Raw genomic sequence first — 24873 nt, 5'->3', positions numbered from 1 at the left:
GAGCAACCGTATTTTTACGGATAAAATTGCAGGGATTCTCCTGAATGTCCCGAATACAATTGAAGCTATCTTTGTATCAACAAAAAGAAACATCATTCATATCTTCATAAACATTCAGTAAATTCAAAAGCGGAATCACTTCAATCCTTTGGAGTGATTTTTTTATTTCAGATTTTCAACAGAAATTCCTTCGTGCGTCAGAACAAGACTTTCCGTTGCAACCTGAGAATCATTGCTTACTAACACAGGCCCGATATATTTTGATGGAAAGCAATTTCGGAGCTTCCAGATAATAAAAGGGGTATGCGTTTCATCAAGAAGTTTTATGACGACATCACGTCTTTCTACTGACCCGAATGTTTTAGTTCTGATCCAGTTGAAGAAATCATTATCTCCTTTTACGATAGCTCTTTTTAAAGTAACATCCGAAAATCTGAGCAAGCCAGGCGCTTTTTGTTCTGAATCGAGCTTTGAGCTTCCGTCCCTTACCGAAATAACATCGATATTCATATCCAATCCTGAAACTTCAAGAAATTCTGTCCTGTTACCCCCCCAATCTACTGAGAAATGGTAACGATTGATAATTTTTTGCGGCATGATCAAGTAGTTTTTATCCTATATAAATATACTGATTATTAATCAATTATTTAAATTTAAAAATATCATTCATTACATTAAAATAACTTTATCAGAAGAATTCATTGCTGCATCTTGATACCACATAAATCAATTATTATTGAAAATTTAACATTTTGGAAAGGTTATTGCTTACTTACACAGTATGGAAAGTCAGAATTATAAAAATCACAGGAAATTTTATCCGCCGCATCATTTCATTTATCTTCCATTACTAATTCTGCTGAAAGGTTTTGGAATTTATAAAATTTTTAATGATGAACAGCATCAGCTGATCTGGATTTTATTTTCAATCGTTATTTTTCTGCTTTTCTATCTGGCAATTATGGTAAGACAGCATTATGCGCTGGGACTTCAGAACCGTCTGGTAAGAATCGAATTTAAACAAAGATATTTTGAAATTTTCGGTTTGAGATCTGATGAGGTTGAAGAAAAACTGAAGTTCAGTCAGATTGCCGCATTGAGGTTTGCTTATGATGATGAATTTAAAGAACTTTTGTACAAAGCACTTCATGAAAACATTTCGGGAGATAAAATAAAAAAATCCATCAGAAACTGGCGGGCTGACCATCACAGAATTTAAAATAATAAACACCAAAAATAAATTATTATGAAAAAATGGAGCTTATACAGTATGACGATATTTTGTTTGCTGACATTAACAAGCTGCGAAGCAGTAGAAACAATCTTTAAGGCAGGAATGTGGTGGGGAATCATATTAGTAGTTGGCGTAATAGCTATTATTTTATGGCTATTTTCAAGGGGTAGGAACTCTTAACCAAATCTTATGGAAAATTCAGACTTAGACCTCATTTCACATCTGAAACCCGCGAAGATTGTAAAAATTATGAAAGATCCGGTAGCATCTGCAAAGGCGGTACATCTTATATATACCTCCGATGCAGAATCAGCCGGTATCACCCGAAAAAAGACCGGAAAAAAGTATTCTTACTATAAAGACGGAGAAAAAATCAAAGACAAAGACGAAATCACAAGAATTAACAAACTGGTTATTCCTCCGGCTTGGGAAAATGTGTGGATCTGCGCTTTGGATAATGGGCATCTTCAGGCAACAGGTTTTGATGTGAAGAAGAGAAAACAGTATCGTTATCATCCGTTATGGAGTGCGTTGAGGAATCATACAAAGTTTTACAGAATGCTTCAGTTCGGGTATGCTCTTCCCAGCATACGTCTGCAGGTAGAGAAAGATTTAGCGTTAAGAAATTTCGATAAACGAAAAATTTTAGCACTGATTGTCAGTTTAATGCAGAGAACCAATATCAGAATTGGAAATAATGCCTATGAAAAACTCTATGGCTCTTTCGGTTTAACGACTTTAAAGGATAAGCATGTTCAGGTAAAGGGACAAAAAATTACTTTTCATTTTAAAGGTAAAAAAGGAGTAATGCATGATATTGATCTTAAAAGTAAAAGACTGGCGAGATTAGTTCAGAAATGCAAAGATATTCCCGGAAGGGAACTTTTTCAGTATATTGATGATGAAGGAAACCGCCATACCGTAGATTCAGGAATGGTGAATGATTACATCAAAGAAATCAGCGGTGAAGACTTCACGGCAAAAGATTTCAGGACATGGTCCGGAACTGTAAGTGCACTAATCGCTTTTAAAGAGATTGGTTATGCAGAAAATAATACTCAATACAAGAAAAAAGTAAAAGAAGCATTGGAAATCGTAGCTTCACACCTTGGAAATACAAGTACAGTTTGCAGAAAATATTATGTTCATCCATTGGTTATTAATCTTTATGAAAATAATACTATCAAAAAATATCTTGATGAGCTGGAAAAAATAGAGGAAAATGACGGTAAAGCCGATCTTACTCAGGAAGAAAAACTGGTTCTCAAAATATTAGAAAACGAAAAGATGTAAATAGTCTCTATCGATTTTTTGTCAGGATTAAAAGTTGTAAATTTGTATCATTAGCAAATAAAAAAATATACAACTAATATGTCTAAAGCAATTTCGCAAGTACCATTTGCAGTAAACGAGCCGGTAAATTCTTATGCACCGGGAACTCCGGAAGTGAAAAGCCTTATCGCTCAATACAAAAAAATGTGGGCTGAAAAGATTGAAATCCCCATGATCATTAATGGAAAAGAAGTAAAAACTGATGATAAAGTTCAGCTTCAGTCGCCTCAGGATCATGCACATGATTTCGGTTTTTACCACAGAGGAACAATGCAACACGTAGATGACGCGATTAACGCTGCACTGGCTGCAAAAAAACAGTGGAATGAGCTGGGCTGGGAGCAGCGTGCGGCAATTTTCTTAAAGGCAGCTGATCTTTTGGCGGGACCTTACAGAGATGTAATCAACGCGGCTACCATGATCGGACAATCTAAAAATGTACATCAGGCTGAAATTGATTCTGCTTGTGAATTGATCGATTTCTTAAGATTCAACGTAGAATTCATGACGGAAATGTATTCCGAACAGCCAGTTTCTGATTCAGGAATCTGGAACAGAGTGGAATACAGACCATTGGAAGGATTCTGTTTTGCGGTAACTCCGTTCAACTTTACAGCGATTTCAGGAAATTTACCAACTTGTATGGCCATGCTTGGAAACGTAGTCGTTTGGAAACCATCTGATAAGCAGGTATATTCAGCAAAAGTAATTATGGATGTCCTTACAGAAGCTGGTCTTCCTGCAGGTGTTATCAACATGATCTTTACCGACGGAAAAGAAACTGCTGAGAAAGTTTTGGCACACAGAGATTTTGCCGGACTTCATTTTACTGGTTCTACGAAAGTATTCCAGGGAATGTGGAAAATGATCGGTGATAATATCCACAACTACAGAACGTACCCAAGAATCGTTGGTGAAACTGGTGGAAAAGACTTCGTTATCGCTCACCCATCTGCTAACGTAGAAGCTGTGGCGACTGCTTTGGTAAGAGGTGCTTTCGAATATCAGGGACAGAAATGTTCTGCGGCTTCCAGAGCTTATATTCCTCAGTCTCTTTGGGCTGATGTGAAAAAAGTAATGGAAACTCAGATCGCTTCTATTAAAATCGGTTCTCCTGAAGATCCATCCAACTTTGTAAATGCTGTAATCGACAAAAATTCTTTCGAAAAATGTAAAGGATATATCGACAGAGCAAATGCTTCAAGCGAAGCAAACGTTGTAATCGGCGGACAAACTGATGATTCTAAAGGATGGTTTGTAAATCCTACAGTTATTGAAACGACAAATCCTCAGTACGAAAGTATGGTTGAAGAAATCTTCGGTCCGATTTTATCAGTCTACGTTTACGAAGATGCAAAATGGGCTGAAACTTTACAATTGGTAGATTCTTCTTCTCCTTATTCATTAACGGGTTCTGTTTTCGCACAAGACAGATACGCCGTAAACGAAGCATTCAAAGCATTGGAAAATGCTTCAGGAAACTTCTATATTAATGACAAACCGACTGGTGCGGTTGTTGGTCAGCAGCCTTTCGGAGGTGGAAGAGCTTCAGGAACAAACGATAAAGCAGGTTCCAAAATGAACTTGTTGAGATGGACTTCTGTAAGATCTATTAAAGAGACTTTTGTTTCTCCTAAAGATTACAAATATCCATATCTTGGTTAATCAATAATGAGTAAAAAGCAATAAGTAATTGTTGCCCTTTGATCATACAGCCTCGGAATTTCGGTTTCGGGGCTTTTGTTTATTTGATGATCGCGATTGCTTCGTCGCTTCGCTCCTCGCAATCTCTAAATATTTTAATAGAAATTTCAATGTTAATCTAAATATTATTTCATTAATTGGTGATAGGATTTACATCCTATCCTATAGTATGCCGCCACTTCGTGGCTCGTTGCAAACCATATTAAATATAAATCATTGAATATTAACATATTTTAAATCAATTTATCACTATTTTAGTATCTGAAAGATCTGTTAGGAATAATAATTGGACTATGTATAACACACACCAAAACAAAATATTATGAAAAATTTATTGTTAATAGCAGCTTTAGGAATATTCGCAATAAGCTGCGGAACAAAAGAATCCTCAATGACAACCAATAATTCGGATTCTGCAGCGGTAAACAATACAACAGCAGTACCGCCTGCCACTATAGACACTGTGAACACAGCAACAGTTAATCCGGATAGTATTAAAATGAAAATGGATTCAGCGAACACAGTACGATAAATACAGGTTTAACATAATAACGGGAAGTCCTCAGATGAAAGTTCTGGGGATTTTTGTTTTTAGCACAGAAGTATAAGAAACTACTTTTTACTTTTTACTTTTTACTTTAATCACTATATTTGATATAATACTAAACATTAAAAAATTACTATGAGAAAATTATGGATATGCGCCTTTTTTGGCTTATTATTTTTAGGAAGCTGTGCCGATAAAAAGGAGAACAGAGAAGAATTTAAAGAAGATCACAATAAAGATTCTATAAGAAATTCGATGGGAGATTCTGCAGTTGCCAATTCAGAAGCTGTACAGCCAATTTCTGCCGACAGCACGAAAACAGCAACAGATACGCTGAAAACAAAATAAAAACAACAAAACCGCAGAGTTGGTCTGCGGTTTTGTACTTAAAAAAACTTGACTGAAAAAACCGGGCAATCATCCCCGATTGTATTGTAAACTGATAGTCTTATTAACTTCCTAAGTAGATAAAGGTATTCACTACCAGATATGCAGATCTGTTATCTACAGTGGTTCCGCTACCTCCTGTAGGCACAGAAGCAGATCCTGTTACATTATGCATGTGAGTTCCCGACGCAGCGGTTACCCCGATCATACCGATACCACCCCATGAAAATGAATTGCCGTCTCCCTGATAATTATTGGTACCATTATTATTAACCATAGTTCCCCCCAACAAAAAGCCTCCTTCTGTAGGCGTATGCGTGTGAGCTCCTGCCGCTTGAGCAATACCTTCTACAGTTCCCGATAGATTGATATTCGGTAAATTTTCCCGCTTTATGGCTATAGAGTTATCTCCCCCCACGGTTCCCGGAATTTCATTATTCGCTTTTGACTTCAAAACCCTGTCTGTCGCATCAGGAAGATTATTTGTCAGTCCAAGACTTTCAGCAGAAGCCTGACTTTCCGGAGAAAGCAGAGATAGGCTCCTTCCGTCCAGCAGATACCATCCGTCGTGATCACTTGTTTTAAAAGAGCTTTTAATATCTCCTATATTTTTACTGTTTAAAGCTTTTGCATCACCCAGCATCATTTTTTGCCAGATATTTCCATCAAAATAATATAATCCCTGCGAATTGATATTAATTGTTTTTGAAGTAGCTGAAGTTACCGGCAAAGTTACAAATACAATGGTCCCGGCATGTGCATTGGTATATTGGGAATCTCCTGCCTGCAGTTGATCTCCTGTCATTCTCGGGGGCAAAATACCCTCCGCTGTGGATCCGTCACCATTTTTGGCAACGACATCCAGACTCGTTATTGGATTTGCCGTATTAATGCCGACCTGCGCATAGGCAAAGTTAGACAATACAGCAGCCATAACGACTGTAAAAGTTGTTCTCATCCGTTTAATTGTTACTAGTTATGTTTCATGGTTGGGTATAAAATATCGGTTACATATTCTATACCATGAGCTAGTAGTTTTCTTAGTTTAGTGTTTAGGTGTGTTGTACGAAACTTTATTTTTCCCGGAAAAGGTCTGGTGACTGCAGTATTTGGTTAGCCCCGTAAAACTGCCGCAAATATAAAAAAGTCTCTATTTCAGCTAAAACAAATAGTTATCCGTTTTCCCGAAAATGATAAGAATAAGATATAAAAAATGATTATTGATGTTTATTTTCCCGAAAACCGGCATATTTATCGCTCCGGCGATCGGAATCAAGCAACTTTATGTAGGCTGAAGGAGAATAATCGGTAACGATCTTAAAAACCGAAGCAAATTTACTGTGAGTAGAAAATCCGCATTCATCCGCTAAAATACTGATTTTATATTGCCGGTATTTATCATCATTAATAAGTTTGTCGACAATATAATTGATCCGTAAACGATTGATATAGGTTTTAAAATCTGAACTTTTATGCTGATTGATCACATACGAAAGGTATTTAGTATTCGTGCTCAATTCTCCGGCCAAAAAAGGCAGAGACATATTCTTATTATTGTATAAACTCCCCTTTTCAAAATCATCCAGAAGTTCAAGCAGCTTGGTTTCGGTTTCAGGGGTCATCAGCGATTCGCTGCGCTTTTTACCCACTTCTTCACTGTTTTCAAAAATTTTCTCCACAGATACATTGGTGAAAGAAGATTCTTCATGTTTCACGGATACTTCTACAGGTTTAGAGGCTATTTTCCGCTGGCTTCTTAGAATATGTCTTAATTTTGCCAGCTGTTTCCTCTGTTTTGTACGAAAATGCAGAAAAGAACCGATTAAAGCAGAGCAAAGAACAATAATGATTACATTCTTAGCAATACTAATCTGCCGGCCGCTTTTGTTTATCATAATTTCTTCACCATTGCCTGGCACCTCACCATTTTTACCATTAGCTTCACTGAATGCTTTTAAATATTTTTTGGCATACAGCGCAGCATTTTCATCATCTCCAATGCCTTCATAATAATCATTAATAGTTGCATATACAGTTTTTTTAAGCTCAGGATTAACCGATTTTTCAGCAACGCCCTCCGCTTTTTTCATATATAGGTAGGCTTCTTTCCAGTTTTTCTGCTTAATTCTTATGGCTCCCAGACCGTTATATACCCAACCTAAAAGATGCGAAAACCCACCAAGCATTTTTTCGGAAATTCTGTAGTTGATTTCGGCACTATTAAGATCATTAAGCTTAAAATAAATATCTCCTAAAAGCTGATAAGAAGCGGCGGAAGGAAATTTAACATTTATATTTTCAAATTGTTTGAAATACTGTAATGACCTGTTCACAAAATCTCTTGCCGCATAAAAATTGCCTTGGGAAAATTCATAATACGCCAGTTCCTGATTCAAAATTCCCATTGATTTCTTATATTGATCAGGATTTTTGATCTTATTGGCAGTATCCCAGCTTTTCGTAACATATCTTTTAGATTTTTCATAAAGCCCTATTTGCCTGTATTGTGCAGCAAGAAATATCATTATATTAAACTTCCACTGCAGATCAGAAATAGTATTCACCAAAGCGTAGGCCCTCTCACCATATCCCACCGATTTTTTGAAATTTCCGGCCTGCTGATATAAATGAGCAGAAAGCATAAGGGTTTTAACTTTGTTTAATGAGCTGGTAGAAGTTTGATAAAGAGAATTTGCTGTGTGCAATGCTTCAGACATTTCTCTGGGCGAGGTAATTTCGGAAGTGCCTTGATAGATGGTTTCGAAATCGTTTTTTTTCTGAGCTTGGATATGGATTGAAATCAATAAAAATACTACAAGTCTGTGAAAACTTTTAGACATACGTTAACAAATTATTATCATGGTTATTATAATAATTCATCATTAAAGAAGTGTCTTTTTGTTTTTCACAAAATTAAGAATAATTTAGTTTTTAATAAAATTTAATACGCTTAATTAATGTTAAAGTAAAAATTCAACAATTTATTTACTTATGTGGTATCAAAATGTTTATTTTAACCTCAACCGAAAAAAATAATCAAAGCAGAAGTGTAACTATTTTTGTTTTATAAAGACTGATTTGGTAACATAATTATTACATTTGCAATCAATAAAAAGTTTTATGAAAAAATTATCAATATTCTCAGCCCTTTTCATCGGAGCATTAGCTCTTGCACAAGGGATTAAATTTGAAGAAGGAAACTTCGCAGCAGTTCTTGCAAAAGCTAAAAAAGAAAACAAGCTTGTATTTATCGATGCGTATACAACGTGGTGCGGACCTTGCAAACTGATGGTGAAAAATGTTTTCCCGCAAAAACCTGTCGGTGATTATTACAATGCCAATTTTGTGAATGCCAAAATCGATATGGAAAAAGGGGAAGGAATTGAAATTGCTAAAAAATATAATGTAAAAGCATTCCCTACTTACCTATTCGTAGACGGAAACGGTGAATTGGTGCACAGAACTTTAGGATATGTGGAAGAAAAAGACTTCATTCAGTTTGCGAAAGATGCAGGAGATCCGAACAAGAGACTAACGGCATTGAAGCAAAAATTTGAAAACGGAGAAAAAGATCCTGAATTTTTGAAAAACCTTGCAAGTCTTACCATTTATAACGATGCCGAATTTGCAGGAAAAGTATTGGAAAGATATTTTGCAGGAAAAACAGAGCTGAATATGGAAGATGTACAGATGTTACTTTCAGCTACACAGACTACAGATAGCCCGTTGTACAAAACGTTTCAGTCAAAAAGAGCGGAAATTACAAAAGTACTTCCTACTGAAAAGTATGATGCAATTGACAAAAATATCAAGATCAGTACTTTGTTTAAGAAGTCATACAAAGCAGATACAAAATCTTGGGATGATAATTATTTCCTGACAGAAGCACAGAAATTCTTATCAAAAGAGGAAGCTGAAAAAACCCTGAAAAAAGCACAGGCAAACAGAGCATTAAGAGATAAAGATTTTGCTAAATATGAAAAATTGGCTTTAGAATTAAACAAAGATACTTCCGCAGCAAGCTCTGAAGAACTGAATTCTTTGGCATGGAATTTCTTTGAAAATGTAACGACTAAATCTTCTTTGGAAAAAGCAGTAGTATGGGCACAGGAATCTGTAAAAAAGCATGAAAACTACGCAAACACCGATACTTTAGCTAATCTTTACAACAAAGTAGGTGATAAGAAAAATGCTAAGATTTGGGCAGAAAAATCGGTAGCGCTTGGAAAAGCAGCCGGTGAAGATACCGGAGATACCGAAAAATTACTGAAAACACTTTCAGTACAATAATAAGAAATCCGCAGATGCACTCTGCGGATTTTTATTTTTATCAATTATTATAAACCAATACCTGCATTTTGGTGAGCATAGCTTCTGTATCTCCGTTGTAACCTCCGTATGTTGAAGGGACAAAATTTACAATCTGATTTCCGAACCAAGAAGAATACTGAACTTTGAAAATGTAGGTCCCTGTCGAAAGTGTTATAGATTTTAAAAATGTTACTGGAGCCGGAAGATTTACCAAATTTCCTGTAGAACTTGTTGACGTATATGCCGAAGAAACTTTTACTCCATTTTGCAACAAACTAAATACTCCCTGAGTACCTGTATCACCTCCTGTTACCGAATTAACAGCGTATCCTAAAACCGTAAACAAAAAAGTTTGGGTCATTCCGGTAGGTACTGTTAATGTAATAGTAGCTCCGGGAACATCGGCTGTAGTACCCTGATTAATAGTTAAAGCTGTAGTTCCTTGTACGTAATTTGCAGATGCAATAGTTCCGCTTACGGAGTTTAGTGTTTTCCAAGTTGGCGCTGATCCTGCTCCGTTTGAAGAAAGTATTTGTCCTGCTATTCCCGCTGATCCTGCCGTAGTGGCACTACCGCCAACATTCAGTTCCTCCGTGACCTGTAGAGATCCGTTAACATGCAATGTTCTTTGGGGTGTTGGGGTATTAACCCCTGTTTGTGAATAACCTAATATAGATAATAAAAGGGTTAAACATAATAAAATTTTTCTCATTTTTTTTGAATTATGGTTAATAGAATCAAACAAAAATTAAAATATATTAATTTTACATACCACAAGTTAATTCAAATTAAAACAACTCCCAAATATTTCACACTAAAATGAATAAAAATTAACAATCTAGTGAAATTCCATTAAAAACTAATAATCAATCAATTAGAATAATAAATATTAATCTGAATCAATTTTCCATAAAAAAAGCCGCATTAATGGTGAATGCGGCTATAATCCAATTAATTATTCTTGTTTAATATTCAAACAAAACACTTCCCCAAGTAAAACCACTTCCGAAAGCAGAAAGAAGAACCAGGTCTCCCCTCTTTATTTTCCCTTGTTCGATCGCTTCACTTAAAGCAATCGGAATAGAAGCTGCCGTTGTATTTCCATACTTCTGAATATTGTTGAAGATCTTCTCATCCGGCAATCCGAATTTCTGCTGAACAAACTGGGCAATCCTCAAATTCGCCTGATGCGGAATAAACATATCAACATCATCGATTGTTTTTCCTGCTTTATCTAAAGCCTCCTGCATGGTTTCAGGAAATCTTGTTACGGCATGTTTGAAAACGAAATTTCCGTTCATGATCGGGTATACTTCTTTGTTGGTAACATTTTCCGGATCTTTTCTCATCCTATCGCTCCAGCCGAATTTAGACCCCGGGAACTGTGTGCAAAGATCATCTGCATATTTTCCTTCAGAATGCATATTCATCGCTAAAATATCTCCTGCATTTTCATCTTGAGTTGCAGAAAGGACAATGGCTCCGGCTCCATCTCCAAAAATAACGGAAACTCCTCTTCCTTCATCAGAAAAATCCAGTCCGAAAGAATGAATTTCTGCCCCTACTACCAAAATATTTTTATAAGTCCCTGATTTAATAAAAGCATTCGCCACACTCATCGAATAGACAAACCCCGAACACTGGTTTCTGACATCCAATGCTCCGATTGTATCACAACCCAACATCTCCTGCAATAAAACGCCACAGCCCGGAAAATAATAATCCGGTGAAAGGGTTGCAAAAATAATATAGTCTATATCTTTTGAAGTTAAACCTGCATTGGCAATCGCTTTTTCGGAAGCCTTAAAACCTAAATAAGCAGTGGTTTCCTGAGAATCGTATCTGTCTTTTCGGTGTCTTCTTTCTTTAATACCGGTTCTCTCTGTGATCCACTCGTCGTTGGTGGTCATTAATTTTGCTAAATCATCATTGGTAACAACGTTATCCGGAACATAAAATCCTATCCCTTTTATTGTACTCTTAATCATATAGTTTTTTAATTTTGACAAAGATAAAATTATTTAAGACATAGTATTTCAAAATATTACTATTTTTACGGTATGCCAATTGACACAATTTACAGAGATTCTCAGTGCGAATGGGTGGATGTAGAAGCTCCTACTGCAGAAGACATGAAATTCCTTCATGAAAGATATGAAATCAACAACCTGCTTCTGGAAGATACCTTAGATCCCAACCATTTACCGAAATACGAAGAAGACGAAGAGGTAAAATTTTTCCTTCTCCGCGAAAGCACTGAGCTTGAACGTAAAAACCTCAACACCATCAGTGATATCAGCACCAAAATAGGGATTTTTCTTGTAGGCAAGACGATTATCACCATCCACAGGATGAAAACCAAAAGCATTACGGAAACCAAAAAGCAGGTATCATGCCTGAAAGAAGAGACAACTTCTGGACATATCGCCCTAAGAATAGCATTGCTCGTCATGAAAAGTTTTGATGATGAATCGATAAGCCTTCTGGAAACAATGGATAATATAGAAAATGAAATTTTTCTAAAAAACACCAATCATACCAATCAGATTAAAAGATTATACAAGCTGAAAAGAAAATCCGGCCTGAATTCCCGTGTGCTTACCATTTCTACGGATGCAGTAGATAAATTTAAACTTCTGAACCTTAAAGACTCCGAAGTTGTTGATTTAAAGGATAAACACAAAGACGTTGTCGGAGATTTCGACCATCTGAATATTCAGATTACCAACCTGATCTCTATGTTTCTGGCACTTTCGGATCAGAAAGCCAATCAGGTGATGAAAGTACTGGCCATTTATTCGGTATATTTTTTACCAATCACTTTTATTGCGGGAGTTTACGGAATGAATTTCGACAATATGCCGGAACTTCACCACAAATACGGATACTACGCAGTATTAGGAGTAATGGCAGTAGTGGTGATCTGTACTTTTATCTATGCCCGAAGAAAACAATGGTAATTTTACGCCTGTCATCCCGTAAAAACCCTGCTTACTGAAATTTTAATTAAAATTAATTTTAAATTATAAAAACGAATATGTAAAACATCGTATTTTTATTATGTTAAATCATTACCCTTGTTATTGCGAACCGCGAAACCCATACTCTGACAACAGAGACAACGTCCTAATTTCAGAGCTGCAATGACAAAACTGTTAAAACCTAATTGTCATGAAACCTGAAACTCTAAACCAAATTCTTGAGGAAAATGTTCTTTCAAAAGAATCCAAAGAAAAGCTCTCTTCTTTATACGCCAATATTTCAGCCAAAGAGTTCTCTGATCTTTTAGATGAGCAGGGCAATCAATATGTAGAATTTGTTCAGGAAGGCGGCGGTGTCTGGGGAAGTGCATTAGTGGGCTATCTGTATGGGCTCGAAATATTCGGAATCCGTTTTCTGAAAGTGGCGGGAACAAGTGCCGGAGCGATTAATACCATGCTGATTGCAGCCTACAAGACCAAAGAAGAAGCCAAGAGCGAAGTCATCAAAGACATTCTGTTCAACTGGAATTTTTCGGATTTTATGGATGGAAAATCGTATGTGAAAACAACAATTCATTCAATACTGAACAACAAGAATTTCATCAAAATCAATGCTATTATTGCTGCTATTCTGATGTTGATATTGGTTATTGCTCCGTTTGCCGTTTCTTCGGAAACCACATTGCGTGCAAAACTCCTTTTTCTGATTCCTATTATTCCCATCATCATTGCATTTCTTTATTTCAGAAAGCTTTATAATGATTTGAAAAAAGCAAATTCGGGACTTAATCCCGGGAATACTTTCATGACCCAAATGAAAGATGTGCTGGATAGCTTTGGTATAAGAACGGTTGCTGCACTGAATGAAAAATTTGCTAAACAGGGGAAAGACCTTAATCTCAACTATCGGTACGGCAACGGGAACCAATATTACGATATTGCACTGAAAAGCATTGAAGAGATCAGAACCAACAATAAAGAACATATCGACGAGATCCGTTATAAAATTTTCTATGAAGGTGCTGTCAACAATGAGTATTATAAAAAAGATCCTTTTTATTCATTAAAGTCGGAATATACTGTAATTACTACAGATATCAATGCCAAGATTAAAGTAGAGCTACCTACCATGGCCAACTTATACTGGTCTGAGGAAGAACTTAAGCACATCAGTCCGGCAGAATTTGTGCGTGCGTCAATGTCAGTTCCTTTCTTTTTTGAACCTTTTCAGAAACAAATTAACAAAAATGATACTTCGGTAAAATATGCTTGGAAATTCTGGATGAACACAAGGCAGGAAGATATTAACCCTGTCGGCGTTTTCATCGATGGTGGAAGTATCTCCAATTTCCCGATTGACCTTTTCCATTCCACTGATATTTTTTACCCGAGAATGCCTTTATTCGGAGTACAGTTGACCAGCGACTCGGATATTCTGTCAGAAAAGGGAAAAACAAGTGAGCAGATCTTAAAGTCTCCCCTTTCGTTTGCCGGAAATATCATCAGCACACTGAAAGGTTTTAACGATAAAACATTTCTTACCAAACATACATTCTACCACCTTTTCAGCATCCAGACCGTGAATTGCGGAACAAGCAGCTGGCTGAATTTCTTCATGAAAAAAGAAGAAAAAGAGGAACTATTCAATCGTGGATTTGTAGCAGCCTTAGATTTTCTTAATAATTTCGACTGGCAGAAATACAAATGCGAAAGGATGATGCTGTCTATGAAGGAGAAAAAGATTTTAAAGGAAGAGGATACGAAGACGGTGGGGTAAGGAATTTTGAGTATTTTAGTTCGATTTTTAATGGTAACTAAAATATGAATCCTTTTCGAGACTATCAGACAGATTTCTTAGCCTATCTATTTTTCATGGATAAAACTCATTACAGCGGGGATTCATATTCTCAAATGAAGATGGAACTTGCTGACAGAGATTTTAACTTTGATAATTTCAATCAGGAATTATATATCCGTTTAGTCATAAAAGATGTTTTCGCCGGATGGGAAAAACAGGTCAGAAAAATGTTTTCAGAGCTTATTGCCAATGGCTGGACTTTTACACAAACATTAGATTATAAATATTCATGGGGACGCCTTACCTTTCGTGGATTTCATACAGAAGTAAATCCAAAATTCCATGAAATTCTGGAAAAATATATTATAATTTTCGAGTCTACCTGCGGTGTCTGTGGAAATAGGCGAAATGTAGAAAGCTACGGTGATTATTATTTCTGCAAAAAGTGTTATTTAAAATATTTAAAAAAATTCAGGATCAGCAATATAGACAAGAAAGGCTTTTTGTATTTTGATGAAAAGAAACATTATATTTTTTGGTCTGATATCAATAATATTGAATGGGAAAACAATAATTATGATGCATTTAGAATTACTTTAAACAAACTTTCATCAGAAGAACAAATGATAAAGGAGTATGATGAAACGGATCATATATTTTTTTCTAATGAAAATTTTAATTTTTTTAAGCTGTTAAGAAAAATCCCGGCTCAACTGCTTACAGAAATCCAGAAAGAAGAAATTAGTGAAATCTGTAACAGTTTAGAAAAATGTATAATTTGTGGCAGAAAATCAGTTATAAAAGACAGATGCCAAATTTGTGGAAATTTGAAAAATACATTTGAATATCTTACTGAAAATTCTCTGAGAAGATTTGGAAGCAGACAGGAAATGATAGAACATAAAAAGAAAAGTTTCAAACAAAGCTTGAAAAATATAACGATGTTCAGATACCGATATAAAACAGACATGTCCTTTAAATAAACGAATAATTCAACAAACCAATGGCCCATAGAATATGCTTAATTATTACAAAAGATCAGGCAAAAGTACCCAAAGAGCTTCCCCATTTTTTTGATAATGATTTTCTGGTTATTCCTACTTCTGATGACGGATATCAAACTGATGATATCATAAAATTTTCTAAAAAATATCCTCACTTTAATGATATATTTAAAGCAGTTGACGATAAATTTTGGGAAGATGAAATAGCCAATAATGATTATGAAAGCATGTACTGCGAACTTTATCAGTTTGAAGATTTACTGAATATTGAAATTATAGAAATGCTGCATTTATCCAACTTCATCATTTATCATTACACGGAACTCACAACAGAGATTTATGAAGAATGCATTGCTTTTGAAAACAGAATGACAGTCGAAAATCCTATGGCCAGATTTAATGAAACCGGAATCAATAGCTACAATTACTGGAGATTTGATTCGTGTAAAAAACGGTATTTTGAAGATTTAAATAAAAGATAGGACGTTTTAGTAATTGATTTTAAATTTAAGATGAGTTAAGTACAAACCAGATAATATGGCAAGCAAAACAGATTTAAGAGAAAATCTATCTCTTCCGATATTCGAAAATACAAACGAAACGGAATTATTCCAAAACCAGGTACTGCGTCCCATTTTAAAATTGCAGAATGATATTTATATTCTCATATTCAAGGATTATGCTTTCAGAAAAACATCCGATTTTGACTCCCTTACGACAGTACAAAAGTTTGATTTTATTGATCAGAGTCTTCAAAAAGATAATGCACTGAGAAATACATTGATCGGAATAACCATTGGCATGCTTATTTTGGAAGAAATAAAAACCTACCTTTCCGACAGCAAATCCTACAACAAAAGAATCATCGCCATGCTTTCTCAAAGGATAAAAAGCCAGATTAAATAGCTTGAATAATGAAGATAGATAAAGAAACCATCAGCTACATCATTAGCTACTTCGGTAATTTAATGACTAACAATGAAAAATTAGCTTTACAGCATCAGATGTATATGTCTAAAAGCGCTGATAATAAAACATTGAGAAAAATAATGACGGAAAGAGGATGGATTAATAATGATCCTGAAACTCTCAACCTTTTAAAACAAGGATATGAAGAATTTGAAATGAATGTTGTGAAACGTATTATGTCGGAAACTCCTGAAAAAGTTTTTTTCAACAATTGTCCGAAATGCGGAAAACTGGCAAGAACTCCTTATGCGAAGCAATGCAGATATTGTAGCCACAGCTGGCATACAGAATAAAGAATTTAATTACTTTTAGCCACAACCTTTACCAATGAAGAAAAAATATTTCTACATCCTCAGCCTGTCCGTACTGCTGATTCTCTTGTTCATTTCTGTTCCTGTTTTCCATGTTTTAAAAACAAAATGGAGCGAATCCGGTTATCAAAAAACTGAAATTCCAAAAGGATATACGAACGATGCCAGTCAGTTGAATTTAACTAAAATTGACACTCTTGTTCAGGTTCCGAAAACCAAGCAGGAAATTGAAAAACAACTTCAACAGATTTTGCAGTACGCCAAAGAGAAAAACCTGAAAGTTTCCATAGCCGGCGCACAACACAGCATGGGCGGCCACAGCATCTATCCGAATGGGATCCTATTAAATATGCTTCCTTACAAACAGATGGAACTCGACAAAAAGAATAATATTCTTACCATCGGTTCGGGTGCACTTTGGGAAGATGCTATAAAATTTTTAGACAAACATGGAAAATCGATCGCGGTAATGCAGGCTTTCAGTTCGTTTTCTGTGGGCGGTTCAATGAGTGTGAATGGCCATGGCTGGCAAAAAAATCTCCCTCCGGTTTCTTCAAGCGTAGTTTCATTTACTTTAATGAACCATGCTGGTAAAATTCTCAATTGCAGCAGAACGGAAAATCCTGAACTTTTTAAGCTGGTTATCGGTGGTTATGGCCTTTTCGGGATTATTCTGGATGTAAAACTCAATGTTGTTGATAACGTTGCTTTGAAATATAAATACATAAGACTTCGTTCGGAAAACTATGTAGATTACTATAAAAAATTTATCTCTGCCAATCCTGATGTTAATTTGGTTTTTGGAAGATTAAGAATTTCCAACAAACGTTTTCTGGAAGAAGCAACCATTAATTATTTTGTGAAAGCTGATGAAAAACCACTTTCTCTTCCCCTACAAAATGCCAAAAACGAAGAAACGAAACGGCTGGTTTTCAGAAGTACAGTAAACAGCGAATACGGAAAAAGGCTACGCTGGGATCTTGAAACCGGAATGAATAAAATGACAAAAGATGCCGTGTACTCCAGAAACGAACTGCTGAACGACCATGTTTCCCTTATCGAAAATAAAGATCCCAATTCTACAGATCTGCTGCAGGAATATTTTATCCCCGAAAGAAACTTCAATCAGTTTATCAAAGACATAAAACCCGTTCTTAAAAATGCTGAGCCCGATTTGCTAAATATCACCATCCGTGCGGTAAATAAAGATGAAGACAGCTATATGAACTATGCAAGAGAAAATGTATTCGGCTTCGTTCTGCTATTCAACCAGAAGAAAACAGATAAGCAGGAGCTGGCAATGAAAATACTCACCAACAAACTGGTAGATCTCACCCTAAAAAATGAAGGAACATTCTACTTTCCGTATCGTCTTCACATTGATAAAATAAAAATGAGAAAAGTATATCCTCAGGCAGATTCTTTCTTTCAATTGAAAAGAAAATATGATCCGCAGGAGATTTTTGAGAATAAGTTTTATCTTCATTATAAATAAAACGTTGTAGATTTGGAAATATTTTGATATTCAATTCGTCGATTTGAGTGTCCTAATGAAATCGGGATGCATTGAGAACCCTTGAACCCAAGCACAAAATTTGTCTTTTCAACAAAAACTTCTCGATACACTCCGCTTCGCTCCGCACTCGAAGTGACGCTCGGTTTATATAAAAAAAGTTGCACCGTCGGTTCGAGTGTTTTTCGAAGCGTAGCGTAGAAAAATGTATCGAGAACTTATGAATGATAAAAAAATTTAAGTCTTAAGCTCAACAACTTCTCTATACGATATTTTTCAAAGATCTACTCAAAGTGACGAAAACGAATTAAAATACATACGTCTTACATAAGTAAATAAAACTAAATTACAAACATCATGATGAACTGGACCATCAGGAGCTTAAAAACATGAAAGCTCTAGTGTATACATCACACTCGCCCGAGTGGAGGGTACCCACTCGCCCGTATGAGGACCCCACACTCGCCCGAGTGTGTCACCCAGTAGAAAAGTAATATTTTCTTGTACAACGAAAGAAAAACAAAGACGGGATTTCAATATTTTCCGTAGCTTTAATACCACAAACACCAAAATATTAATCCATGAAAAAATCACTTTTTGTATGCTTACTTTTTGTAATCATCAGTTTTAGTCATCTTTACAGAGCCCAAAAACTTTCAGACGGGCAAACCACCGAGCTCAAGGGGATGAGTGTTACCTTCAATATCCTCAATAAAGAAACAATAGAACACGGCGGGAAATCTTTCGACCGCTATAAAGTTTCAGCGACGGTGAAAAATACCTCCGATAAGTCTTATAACATCAGACTTTCTTCATTTCCACAGATCGTTACCAATACCGGAATCGTAGAGCTAGACTGCATCAATGCCACCGGAGCGAAGCTTACCTCTAAAAAAATAGAGCTGAAAATGAAAGCCCAGATCATCAATGTCACCTACTCAGCGTATGACAAATCCGGAAAGTTGACCAACAGCATTATTCCTGTTACAGGCAGCTATTATTTTGATGCGGGAGATACCATCAGCGATAATGCCATTTTTATTGTTCCGCAGGGCGAAAAGCCCGATATTAACGTGAGAAGTTTAAGATAACACTCACCAGATAAAAGTCTTCTCTTACGAAAAGACTTTTTCTTTTTCCGGATCACAAAACACGATCAGATTTCCTTCCATTTCGGCTTTTGTTCCAGTACTTTATGATAAACGGGGCAGCCTTCTGAGTGTGAGCCTTTCAGATAACCGATGCTCATTAAAAACTCATTTACAATTTCACCTCCTGTGAATTTGAAGGTTTTCTTAAACAGTTTCATCCATTCCGGCAGGGTTTTCGGGTGATGGTGCTCCAGCCATTTTTCGAACGAACCAAATTCTTTCTGAAGTTCCATAATGGTTTTGGCATTTTCGATGGCTGCATTTACCTTTAATTTATTTCTGATAATTCCGGGATCTGCTAATAATCTCTCACGGTCAGCCTCTGTGTAAGCCGCTACTTTTTGAATATCAAAATTATCATAAGCGAGCCTGAAACTATCTTCTTTCTTTAAAATGGTTTCCCAGCTTAAACCTGCCTGATTGATTTCCATCACCAGCCTTCCGAACAGTTCATTGTCATCATGAATCGGGAACCCGTAATGATTGTCGTGGTATTTTTTGTGAAGCGCCCTTCTGCTTTCGGGTTGCATTCCTTCGATGGCTAAACAATAACTCATGGTAAAATCTCTTCTGTTTTGGTTAAAAATGTATTTAATGCTTTCTTAATATCAATTCCTGTGCGGTCTGCCAAGACAATCAGCCACCAGATGCTTTCTCCTAACTTATGTTCCAGCTCTTCCGCAGAATCGGGTTTCGTCCATGTTTTCTCATGTGACATTACATTTCTGCCAACCAAACCGGCATCGGTTAAAAATCCCAAAGGATCCTGCTCCGTCGTCCATTCTTTTCCATTCTGCTGAATTTCCAGCTGATGATACTTTTCCCTGATTGCCAGAGACCGTTTGATGATGATATCTAAATTATTCTGATCCATAGTATTTATTGTTGAAATGACTGCTTGAATTCGTTAGGTGTAAGAGAGGTTTTCTTTTTAAACAGCTTACTGAACGATTGCGGATGCTCAAACCCCAGCTGATAAGCTGTTGCAGAAACAGAATATTGCTCGGCAGACAAATAGTCTTTCGCTTTTTCTATTAATTTTTCGTGAATATGATGCTGTGCATTTTGCCCCGTATGCAGACGGAGCATATCGCTTAAATATCTCGGTGTTACATTCAGCTGGGAAGCCAGATATTCCACGGTAGGAAGGCCTTCAAGACTTTTCTCATGCTCAAAATAATCGTTCAGCACTTGTTCCATCCTTGAAACCAGGTCGTTGTTCACCGCTTTCCGGGTAATAAATTGCCTGTTGTAAAAACGGTTACTGTAGGTGAGCAAAAGTTCGATCTGAGATATAATCACATCCTGACTGAATGCATCGATTCTTTCATTCAGCTCATTTTGAATATCATTAAAAATATGCGAAATGGTCTGTTTCTCTCTTTCTGAAAGATACAGCGCTTCCGCAGCTGAATAGGAAAAGAACCCACACTTTCTGATCTTCCGAGCCAAAGGATAAGGCTGCAGAAAATCAGGATGAATGTGCAGAGACATCCCGCTGTAATCGGCTTCCTCCTGATCCATCCTCAGTATCTGGCCGGGAGAAACGAAGGACATGCCGCCATCCTGAAAATCATAATATCCCTGTCCGTATTTAATCTTCCCTTTGAATTTTGTTTTAAATGAAATCTTATAAAAATCCAGCTTAATGCCGTTTTCATACTCTTTCGGATCGAAAACCGCTTTCCCGTAATCAATCAGTCCTATCAGCGGATGCAACGACGAAGGCTGTCCCATCGCTTCATGCAGTGCCGATAAAGAGGTAAAATGAATGGGAGGTTTTGTTTTCATAAAGCAAAGATAAGGCGGGTTGGTGACAACTGTCTGGCAGGAGGGGTTATTAATTATGAATGATAAGTTATGAATTATTAATTGAAAATCACCGCTACCATTTCACATTTCATTTCTGATATCTAAAAAAGAAATCCTTCTTTCACTTTTTGAACCTGCTGCTCCACTCCATTTTCCATTCTTTCTTTATATAATATATTGGCATCTTTTCCGGCGATGTAGCGCAGCTGCCCTGTTCCGTCGGTTGCTGCTTCGAAAATAATCTGTGCAATATCTTCCGGTTTGGAGTAGTTGGCGATTTGCTCAGGAGAATACCCTTCCTGTACTTTTTCTGCCAGCTGTCTGTACGATTCATGGAAAGCTCCGTCTAAGGAGCGTCCCGCAAAATCAGTCTGGATTCCGCCCGGTGCCACAACTTTTACTTTGATATTGAACTGAGCCAGTTCGTACGCAAGACATTCGGAAAACCCGTCTACGGCAAATTTGGTTGCACTGTAAATAGAACAGGTCGGAAATCCCATTAGCCCAAATGTTGAGGTAATATTGATTAAAACACCATCCTTTCTCTCTCTGAAATAAGGAGTAAACGATTTGGTCACCCGGATGACACCCATGAGATTGGTTTCAATCTGCTTGTGGATCTGCTCATCGGTAAAGGCTTCCAAAGGTCCGATCAATCCGTAGCCGGCATTATTCAGAACAACATCGATGCTGTGGCTTTTCAATACTTCGGTCACTGTTTTTTCCAGTTCGTCTTTTTCTGATACATCCAGTTTCAGAACGGTTACATTTTCCAGCGTATTCAGCTCTGTTTCGTATTCGGGGTTTCTCATGGTGGCAATCACATTCCATCCTTTGGACTGGAATAATTTTGCGGTTGTTTTTCCTAATCCTGATGAAGCCCCTGTAATAAAGATTGTTTTCTGCATGTTGATTTTGTTGATGATTAACAAGGCAAAGGTCTTCAGAAAAGAAAACACCGGTGTAGCCATATTGAGTTTTTTCGTAGTTATATTGACGAATTTTAATTTTATTGTGTAAGTCCATTGCAAAAACATGAAGATATCCGTAAAACATCAGGCAGAAATTAAAATAAATCACTCTTAAAAGACACATCCCATCCGGTAAAAACCTCATTTTCAATAAATACCACATTTAATGAAAAATTTAATCATAATAGGTAATTTTTAATTTATCTTTGCTAAAATTAATCTAAATCAATATTTATCTGAAAAATTTTCCTACCTAATTAAACTATGGCGAAAAATTTACTTTTTATCATTTTCCTATATTCTTCTGTAGTGTGGGCACAAAAAATAAACAGTCTTTCAGAAGATATTTTTGTAAGAACAGCCAATATAATAGCTCCTAAAGATCCCCAACGGGCTTTACAAATAGCCGATTCTATTACTAAAACAGCTAAAACTTCTGAAATTAAAGGAAGAGGATTTCTCCTGTCTGCCAATATTCTTTTTTTCCATGACAAATATGATGAAAGTTTAAAATTCGCAGAAAGAGCAAAAAAAATTTTCGATAAAACTGAAAACTACGAGCTACAGGCAAGAGTTCGCGGACTTTTGGCTGAAGAATACCGATTTATAAGACTCCCACATAAATCTAAAGGATATTTAGAAGAAGGACTTAAGATATCGGATAAAATAACAGATCCTAAAAAACAGGCCATGATAAAAGCGCGTTTTTTTGCTGAGTTAATAGAAGGTGAATTAACCGATGATCATGTCGATCAGGCGTTAAAGCATCAGCTTCAAAGCCTTAATTATCTTTCGAAAATACCTGAAGATACCCTAAATACGGGACATGCTTATCACACCTTGGGCACCATATACACTATTAAGCATAATTACGAACAGGCCAAGGTCTATTTCTTAAAAGCGATAAAAATATTACCCGAATCAACTCATGATAAGGCGCTTGCCTATATCGGTCTGGCAAAAGTTTTAATAAATGATGGAGATTACGATGAAGCAGAAAAAATTCTTTTCAGAACTTTGAATTTTGCTGAAACCGCTCAGAATTCAAGCATAAAAAAGATTGTTTTCAGAGTCTTAGCAGATTTATATGAAAAAAAGAATGATTTTGAAAAAGCCAGTCTGTACAGAAAAAAATATGCCGAAACCCTGCATGATGCTCTTACTGATACCTCAGAATTTGTAGATGAAAATTATAACAGGTTTGAAAAGCAAAATCAGGAATATGCCGACTGGGACAGCATCCAGAATATTGTCATCGGTATTGCTGTTTTACTGATTCTTGGACTTCTCACGATTTCTATCATCAACAGAAAGAAGCACAAAGAAGAATACAAAAAATTCAAAAACATTCTTATGCATTATAAAGAAAAAGCAGAATATGTTTTAGAGACCAAAGTAGACACTTCCCATATTGAAGAGACTGAAAATGAAGAAGAAACCGTAGCCGAAGAGATTGAATCCGAAAAAATTCCTGCAGAAATTGCCATCAACAAGGAAACCGAAACTCATATCCTGACGCAACTCGAGCGGTTCGAAAAAGAGGAACTTTACAACAACAGCCAGATTTCCCTGTCATATCTTGCGATGGAGTTCAATACCAACATCCGTTACATTTCTTATGTTGTAAAAAAGTATAAAGGAACCGATTTCAAAAACTATATCAATAAGCTGAGGATCAATTACATTATCCATAAGCTCAATACTTCCGAAAAATATAGGAAATACAAAGTAGGTGCACTAGCTGAAGAATGCGGATTTTCCTCACACAGTAAATTTACGACCATTTTCAAGTCGATTACCGGGATTTCCCCTTCTGCTTTTATTGCCTTTGCAGAGCAGGAAAACGCTAAAAAGAAAACATCAAATTAGAAATATAATTATTAATTATTTACACTGGCCTGTACCGCTTCGGTACAGGTTTTTTATTCCTTTGCTACGTTTTCGGTAATTCTTCCATTGCTTATTCTTCTCTACTTACTTCATAATGCTGTAACATAAAAAAACAAATCATTAAGAATCAAAACTTTAAACTCTTAAAGCTTCTCTTTTTCTGAAAATGAAAAGGTCTTTATTTTCAGAAAACCAGAGCCATAGGTACCTTTGCTATGCAAGACTGCCCGATATACAGCGGGCCGCAGTAACATCCGTGGTGGATTTCCGGTATGTAAAGCCTTGACAGAATTTACACATGTTTTAAATATTTCCGCCGGATAGCTGTTTATCCTTATTTATGAATGGAGATACAGCAGATGTGAAGCCACGGGTTTAGTTAGGTATCGGAATACAGGGAAGAGCTTTCCTGTATTCTTTTTTAGTTTATACTGTTTAAACTAAACTTTAAAATTTGATATAAGGCCTAATAATTCGTATATTTTTTTGTAATAAAATAGAGAAAAAAGATTCTGGGAATTTATCTTCCTCATTACAAACTCCTTGATACAATTTTTTATCAAAATTTCCTCAAAATGAAGACATTACATGAAATACACAACATTTAACTTATTTAGCATTGCCATAACGATTGATTTTACATTCAAAAAAGCACTTCTAATGAATCGTTCTCAATTATTTATAAAATACATGGTTAAGCAAATGGTAGTGATTACTCTGGTCGGACTGTTTTTCAAGGCAGTCTTTTTTTATGCCAGCTCCCATTATATCGTAGATTAAATTCTACATTAAAAATAAATAATATAAAACTATATACGTATAATTAAGCTTTTTTGTTTATTTGTGGGGCCAAATCATAAATATTCAATAAAAAATATGTAAAACAATTAAACTTTTAACAATGAGAAAAAAAAATCTTACTTTTTGCTGTCTTTATTCCATTTTTACATGCAGCACA

At 36.1% G+C, this 24873-nt stretch carries 24 protein-coding genes; 15 read left to right on the top strand and 9 right to left on the bottom strand.

All coding sequences use genetic code 11. The features are described from left to right. Window positions 1-162: 162 nt before the first annotated feature. Window positions 163-597, bottom strand: a complete 435-nt coding sequence (locus tag BUA89_RS01420) for a phage tail protein (protein WP_072952842.1) — start codon at window positions 595-597, stop codon at window positions 163-165. Between the two features lie 184 nt (window positions 598-781). Between BUA89_RS01420 and BUA89_RS01415 the strand changes: the two genes are divergently transcribed. The 5 genes from BUA89_RS01415 (at window position 782) to BUA89_RS01390 (ending at window position 5165) form a co-directional block, all read left to right on the top strand. After that, a complete protein-coding gene (locus BUA89_RS01415) occupies window positions 782-1219 on the top strand; it encodes a DUF6526 family protein (protein WP_072952841.1) in 438 nt (145 codons plus the stop codon). A gap of 204 nt (window positions 1220-1423) precedes the next feature. Beyond that, entirely contained in the window at window positions 1424-2527 is a 1104-nt protein-coding gene (locus tag BUA89_RS01405; RefSeq protein ID WP_072952839.1) for a DNA topoisomerase IB, read from the top strand. A 78-nt stretch (window positions 2528-2605) separates the two neighbouring features. Then, window positions 2606-4231: an L-glutamate gamma-semialdehyde dehydrogenase gene (gene pruA, locus BUA89_RS01400; protein WP_072952838.1), complete on the top strand. Its 1626-nt coding sequence runs from the start codon at window positions 2606-2608 to the stop codon at window positions 4229-4231. Window positions 4232-4592: 361 nt separating this feature from the next. Then, a complete protein-coding gene (locus tag BUA89_RS01395; protein ID WP_072952837.1) occupies window positions 4593-4802 on the top strand; it encodes a cytochrome C551 in 210 nt (69 codons plus the stop codon). 150 nt (window positions 4803-4952) lie between these two features. Next, complete coding sequence (locus BUA89_RS01390) at window positions 4953-5165, top strand: hypothetical protein (RefSeq protein WP_072952836.1); 213 nt, start codon at window positions 4953-4955, stop codon at window positions 5163-5165. Between the two features lie 103 nt (window positions 5166-5268). Here BUA89_RS01390 and BUA89_RS01385 read toward each other — a convergent pair whose 3' ends face one another. Further along, a complete protein-coding gene (locus BUA89_RS01385) occupies window positions 5269-6162 on the bottom strand; it encodes a hypothetical protein (RefSeq protein ID WP_143152242.1) in 894 nt (297 codons plus the stop codon). 259 nt (window positions 6163-6421) lie between these two features. Next, window positions 6422-8044: a tetratricopeptide repeat protein gene (locus tag BUA89_RS01380; protein ID WP_072952834.1), complete on the bottom strand. Its 1623-nt coding sequence runs from the start codon at window positions 8042-8044 to the stop codon at window positions 6422-6424. A 280-nt stretch (window positions 8045-8324) separates the two neighbouring features. Here BUA89_RS01380 and BUA89_RS01375 point away from each other — a divergent pair, with 280 nt between their 5' ends. Beyond that, window positions 8325-9494 (top strand): thioredoxin family protein, encoded by a 1170-nt coding sequence (locus tag BUA89_RS01375; RefSeq protein ID WP_072952833.1) that lies wholly within the window; start codon window positions 8325-8327, stop codon window positions 9492-9494. Between the two features lie 40 nt (window positions 9495-9534). Here BUA89_RS01375 and BUA89_RS01370 read toward each other — a convergent pair whose 3' ends face one another. Next, window positions 9535-10227 (bottom strand): hypothetical protein, encoded by a 693-nt coding sequence (locus tag BUA89_RS01370; RefSeq protein ID WP_072952832.1) that lies wholly within the window; start codon window positions 10225-10227, stop codon window positions 9535-9537. A gap of 253 nt (window positions 10228-10480) precedes the next feature. Further along, window positions 10481-11503 (bottom strand): 3-oxoacyl-ACP synthase III family protein, encoded by a 1023-nt coding sequence (locus BUA89_RS01365; protein WP_072952831.1) that lies wholly within the window; start codon window positions 11501-11503, stop codon window positions 10481-10483. 72 nt (window positions 11504-11575) lie between these two features. Here BUA89_RS01365 and BUA89_RS01360 point away from each other — a divergent pair, with 72 nt between their 5' ends. The 8 genes from BUA89_RS01360 to BUA89_RS01325 all read left to right on the top strand — a co-directional run bounded on the left by BUA89_RS01360 (window position 11576) and on the right by BUA89_RS01325 (window position 19182). Then, window positions 11576-12475, top strand: coding sequence for a magnesium transporter CorA family protein (locus BUA89_RS01360; protein WP_072952830.1), 900 nt, complete (start codon window positions 11576-11578; stop codon window positions 12473-12475). Between the two features lie 211 nt (window positions 12476-12686). After that, a complete protein-coding gene (locus tag BUA89_RS01355; protein WP_072952829.1) occupies window positions 12687-14273 on the top strand; it encodes a patatin-like phospholipase family protein in 1587 nt (528 codons plus the stop codon). A gap of 44 nt (window positions 14274-14317) precedes the next feature. After that, complete coding sequence (locus BUA89_RS01350) at window positions 14318-15277, top strand: hypothetical protein (protein ID WP_072952828.1); 960 nt, start codon at window positions 14318-14320, stop codon at window positions 15275-15277. A gap of 20 nt (window positions 15278-15297) precedes the next feature. Next, window positions 15298-15780, top strand: a complete 483-nt coding sequence (locus BUA89_RS01345) for a hypothetical protein (RefSeq protein ID WP_072952827.1) — start codon at window positions 15298-15300, stop codon at window positions 15778-15780. Between the two features lie 55 nt (window positions 15781-15835). Beyond that, on the top strand, window positions 15836-16204 hold the full coding sequence (locus BUA89_RS01340) for a hypothetical protein (RefSeq protein ID WP_072952826.1): 369 nt from the start codon (window positions 15836-15838) through the stop codon (window positions 16202-16204). 8 nt (window positions 16205-16212) lie between these two features. Then, on the top strand, window positions 16213-16560 hold the full coding sequence (locus BUA89_RS01335; protein ID WP_228420506.1) for a hypothetical protein: 348 nt from the start codon (window positions 16213-16215) through the stop codon (window positions 16558-16560). A 34-nt stretch (window positions 16561-16594) separates the two neighbouring features. Continuing rightward, the gene (locus BUA89_RS01330; RefSeq protein WP_072952825.1) at window positions 16595-18073 is read left to right on the top strand and encodes an FAD-binding oxidoreductase; all 1479 of its coding nucleotides are present in this window, start codon (window positions 16595-16597) and stop codon (window positions 18071-18073) included. Window positions 18074-18672: 599 nt separating this feature from the next. After that, on the top strand, window positions 18673-19182 hold the full coding sequence (locus BUA89_RS01325) for an LptA/OstA family protein (protein ID WP_072952824.1): 510 nt from the start codon (window positions 18673-18675) through the stop codon (window positions 19180-19182). A gap of 65 nt (window positions 19183-19247) precedes the next feature. On the opposite strand, the gene BUA89_RS01320 is transcribed toward BUA89_RS01325, so the two are convergent. The 4 genes from BUA89_RS01320 to BUA89_RS01305 all read right to left on the bottom strand — a co-directional run bounded on the left by BUA89_RS01320 (window position 19248) and on the right by BUA89_RS01305 (window position 22025). Further along, on the bottom strand, window positions 19248-19799 hold the full coding sequence (locus BUA89_RS01320; RefSeq protein WP_072952823.1) for a DNA-3-methyladenine glycosylase I: 552 nt from the start codon (window positions 19797-19799) through the stop codon (window positions 19248-19250). Next, the gene (locus BUA89_RS01315) at window positions 19796-20116 is read right to left on the bottom strand and encodes a MazG-like protein (protein WP_072952822.1); all 321 of its coding nucleotides are present in this window, start codon (window positions 20114-20116) and stop codon (window positions 19796-19798) included. Before BUA89_RS01315 ends, BUA89_RS01320 begins: the two co-directional genes overlap by 4 nt. A 5-nt stretch (window positions 20117-20121) precedes the next feature. After that, window positions 20122-21033 (bottom strand): helix-turn-helix domain-containing protein, encoded by a 912-nt coding sequence (locus BUA89_RS01310; protein ID WP_072952821.1) that lies wholly within the window; start codon window positions 21031-21033, stop codon window positions 20122-20124. A 122-nt stretch (window positions 21034-21155) separates the two neighbouring features. Then, window positions 21156-22025 carry an SDR family oxidoreductase gene (locus BUA89_RS01305; protein WP_317043370.1) on the bottom strand — a complete coding sequence of 290 codons (870 nt, stop codon included), beginning with the start codon at window positions 22023-22025 and terminating at the stop codon, window positions 21156-21158. Window positions 22026-22289: 264 nt separating this feature from the next. On the opposite strand from BUA89_RS01305, the gene BUA89_RS01300 reads away from it, so the two are divergent. Further along, window positions 22290-23894, top strand: coding sequence for a helix-turn-helix domain-containing protein (locus tag BUA89_RS01300; RefSeq protein ID WP_072952820.1), 1605 nt, complete (start codon window positions 22290-22292; stop codon window positions 23892-23894). The last annotated feature ends 979 nt before the right edge of the window (window positions 23895-24873 follow it).

The sequence above is a fragment of the Chryseobacterium arachidis genome (assembly GCF_900129245.1).
Classification (GTDB): domain Bacteria; phylum Bacteroidota; class Bacteroidia; order Flavobacteriales; family Weeksellaceae; genus Chryseobacterium; species Chryseobacterium arachidis.
This window is presented reverse-complemented; position numbering and strand designations above follow the sequence as displayed.

What these genes read in the sequence shown, in the direction of transcription:
- pruA (WP_072952838.1), top strand. Translation starts at nt 2,606, where the DNA reads ATGTCTAAAGCAATTTCGCAAGTACCATTTGCAGTAAACGAGCCGGTA.
- BUA89_RS01370 (WP_072952832.1), bottom strand. Translation starts at nt 10,227, where the DNA reads ATGAGAAAAATTTTATTATGTTTAACCCTTTTATTATCTATATTAGGT.
- BUA89_RS01365 (WP_072952831.1), bottom strand. Translation starts at nt 11,503, where the DNA reads ATGATTAAGAGTACAATAAAAGGGATAGGATTTTATGTTCCGGATAAC.
- BUA89_RS01355 (WP_072952829.1), top strand. Translation starts at nt 12,687, where the DNA reads ATGAAACCTGAAACTCTAAACCAAATTCTTGAGGAAAATGTTCTTTCA.
- BUA89_RS01315 (WP_072952822.1), bottom strand. Translation starts at nt 20,116, where the DNA reads ATGGATCAGAATAATTTAGATATCATCATCAAACGGTCTCTGGCAATC.
- BUA89_RS01345 (WP_072952827.1), top strand. Translation starts at nt 15,298, where the DNA reads ATGGCCCATAGAATATGCTTAATTATTACAAAAGATCAGGCAAAAGTA.
- BUA89_RS01320 (WP_072952823.1), bottom strand. Translation starts at nt 19,799, where the DNA reads ATGAGTTATTGTTTAGCCATCGAAGGAATGCAACCCGAAAGCAGAAGG.
- BUA89_RS01350 (WP_072952828.1), top strand. Translation starts at nt 14,318, where the DNA reads ATGAATCCTTTTCGAGACTATCAGACAGATTTCTTAGCCTATCTATTT.
- BUA89_RS01375 (WP_072952833.1), top strand. Translation starts at nt 8,325, where the DNA reads ATGAAAAAATTATCAATATTCTCAGCCCTTTTCATCGGAGCATTAGCT.
- BUA89_RS01310 (WP_072952821.1), bottom strand. Translation starts at nt 21,033, where the DNA reads ATGAAAACAAAACCTCCCATTCATTTTACCTCTTTATCGGCACTGCAT.
- BUA89_RS01330 (WP_072952825.1), top strand. Translation starts at nt 16,595, where the DNA reads ATGAAGAAAAAATATTTCTACATCCTCAGCCTGTCCGTACTGCTGATT.
- BUA89_RS01420 (WP_072952842.1), bottom strand. Translation starts at nt 597, where the DNA reads ATGCCGCAAAAAATTATCAATCGTTACCATTTCTCAGTAGATTGGGGG.
- BUA89_RS01360 (WP_072952830.1), top strand. Translation starts at nt 11,576, where the DNA reads ATGCCAATTGACACAATTTACAGAGATTCTCAGTGCGAATGGGTGGAT.
- BUA89_RS01300 (WP_072952820.1), top strand. Translation starts at nt 22,290, where the DNA reads ATGGCGAAAAATTTACTTTTTATCATTTTCCTATATTCTTCTGTAGTG.
- BUA89_RS01415 (WP_072952841.1), top strand. Translation starts at nt 782, where the DNA reads ATGGAAAGTCAGAATTATAAAAATCACAGGAAATTTTATCCGCCGCAT.
- BUA89_RS01385 (WP_143152242.1), bottom strand. Translation starts at nt 6,162, where the DNA reads ATGAGAACAACTTTTACAGTCGTTATGGCTGCTGTATTGTCTAACTTT.
- BUA89_RS01325 (WP_072952824.1), top strand. Translation starts at nt 18,673, where the DNA reads ATGAAAAAATCACTTTTTGTATGCTTACTTTTTGTAATCATCAGTTTT.
- BUA89_RS01380 (WP_072952834.1), bottom strand. Translation starts at nt 8,044, where the DNA reads ATGTCTAAAAGTTTTCACAGACTTGTAGTATTTTTATTGATTTCAATC.
- BUA89_RS01340 (WP_072952826.1), top strand. Translation starts at nt 15,836, where the DNA reads ATGGCAAGCAAAACAGATTTAAGAGAAAATCTATCTCTTCCGATATTC.
- BUA89_RS01305 (WP_317043370.1), bottom strand. Translation starts at nt 22,025, where the DNA reads ATGGCTACACCGGTGTTTTCTTTTCTGAAGACCTTTGCCTTGTTAATC.
- BUA89_RS01335 (WP_228420506.1), top strand. Translation starts at nt 16,213, where the DNA reads ATGAAGATAGATAAAGAAACCATCAGCTACATCATTAGCTACTTCGGT.
- BUA89_RS01405 (WP_072952839.1), top strand. Translation starts at nt 1,424, where the DNA reads ATGGAAAATTCAGACTTAGACCTCATTTCACATCTGAAACCCGCGAAG.
- BUA89_RS01395 (WP_072952837.1), top strand. Translation starts at nt 4,593, where the DNA reads ATGAAAAATTTATTGTTAATAGCAGCTTTAGGAATATTCGCAATAAGC.
- BUA89_RS01390 (WP_072952836.1), top strand. Translation starts at nt 4,953, where the DNA reads ATGAGAAAATTATGGATATGCGCCTTTTTTGGCTTATTATTTTTAGGA.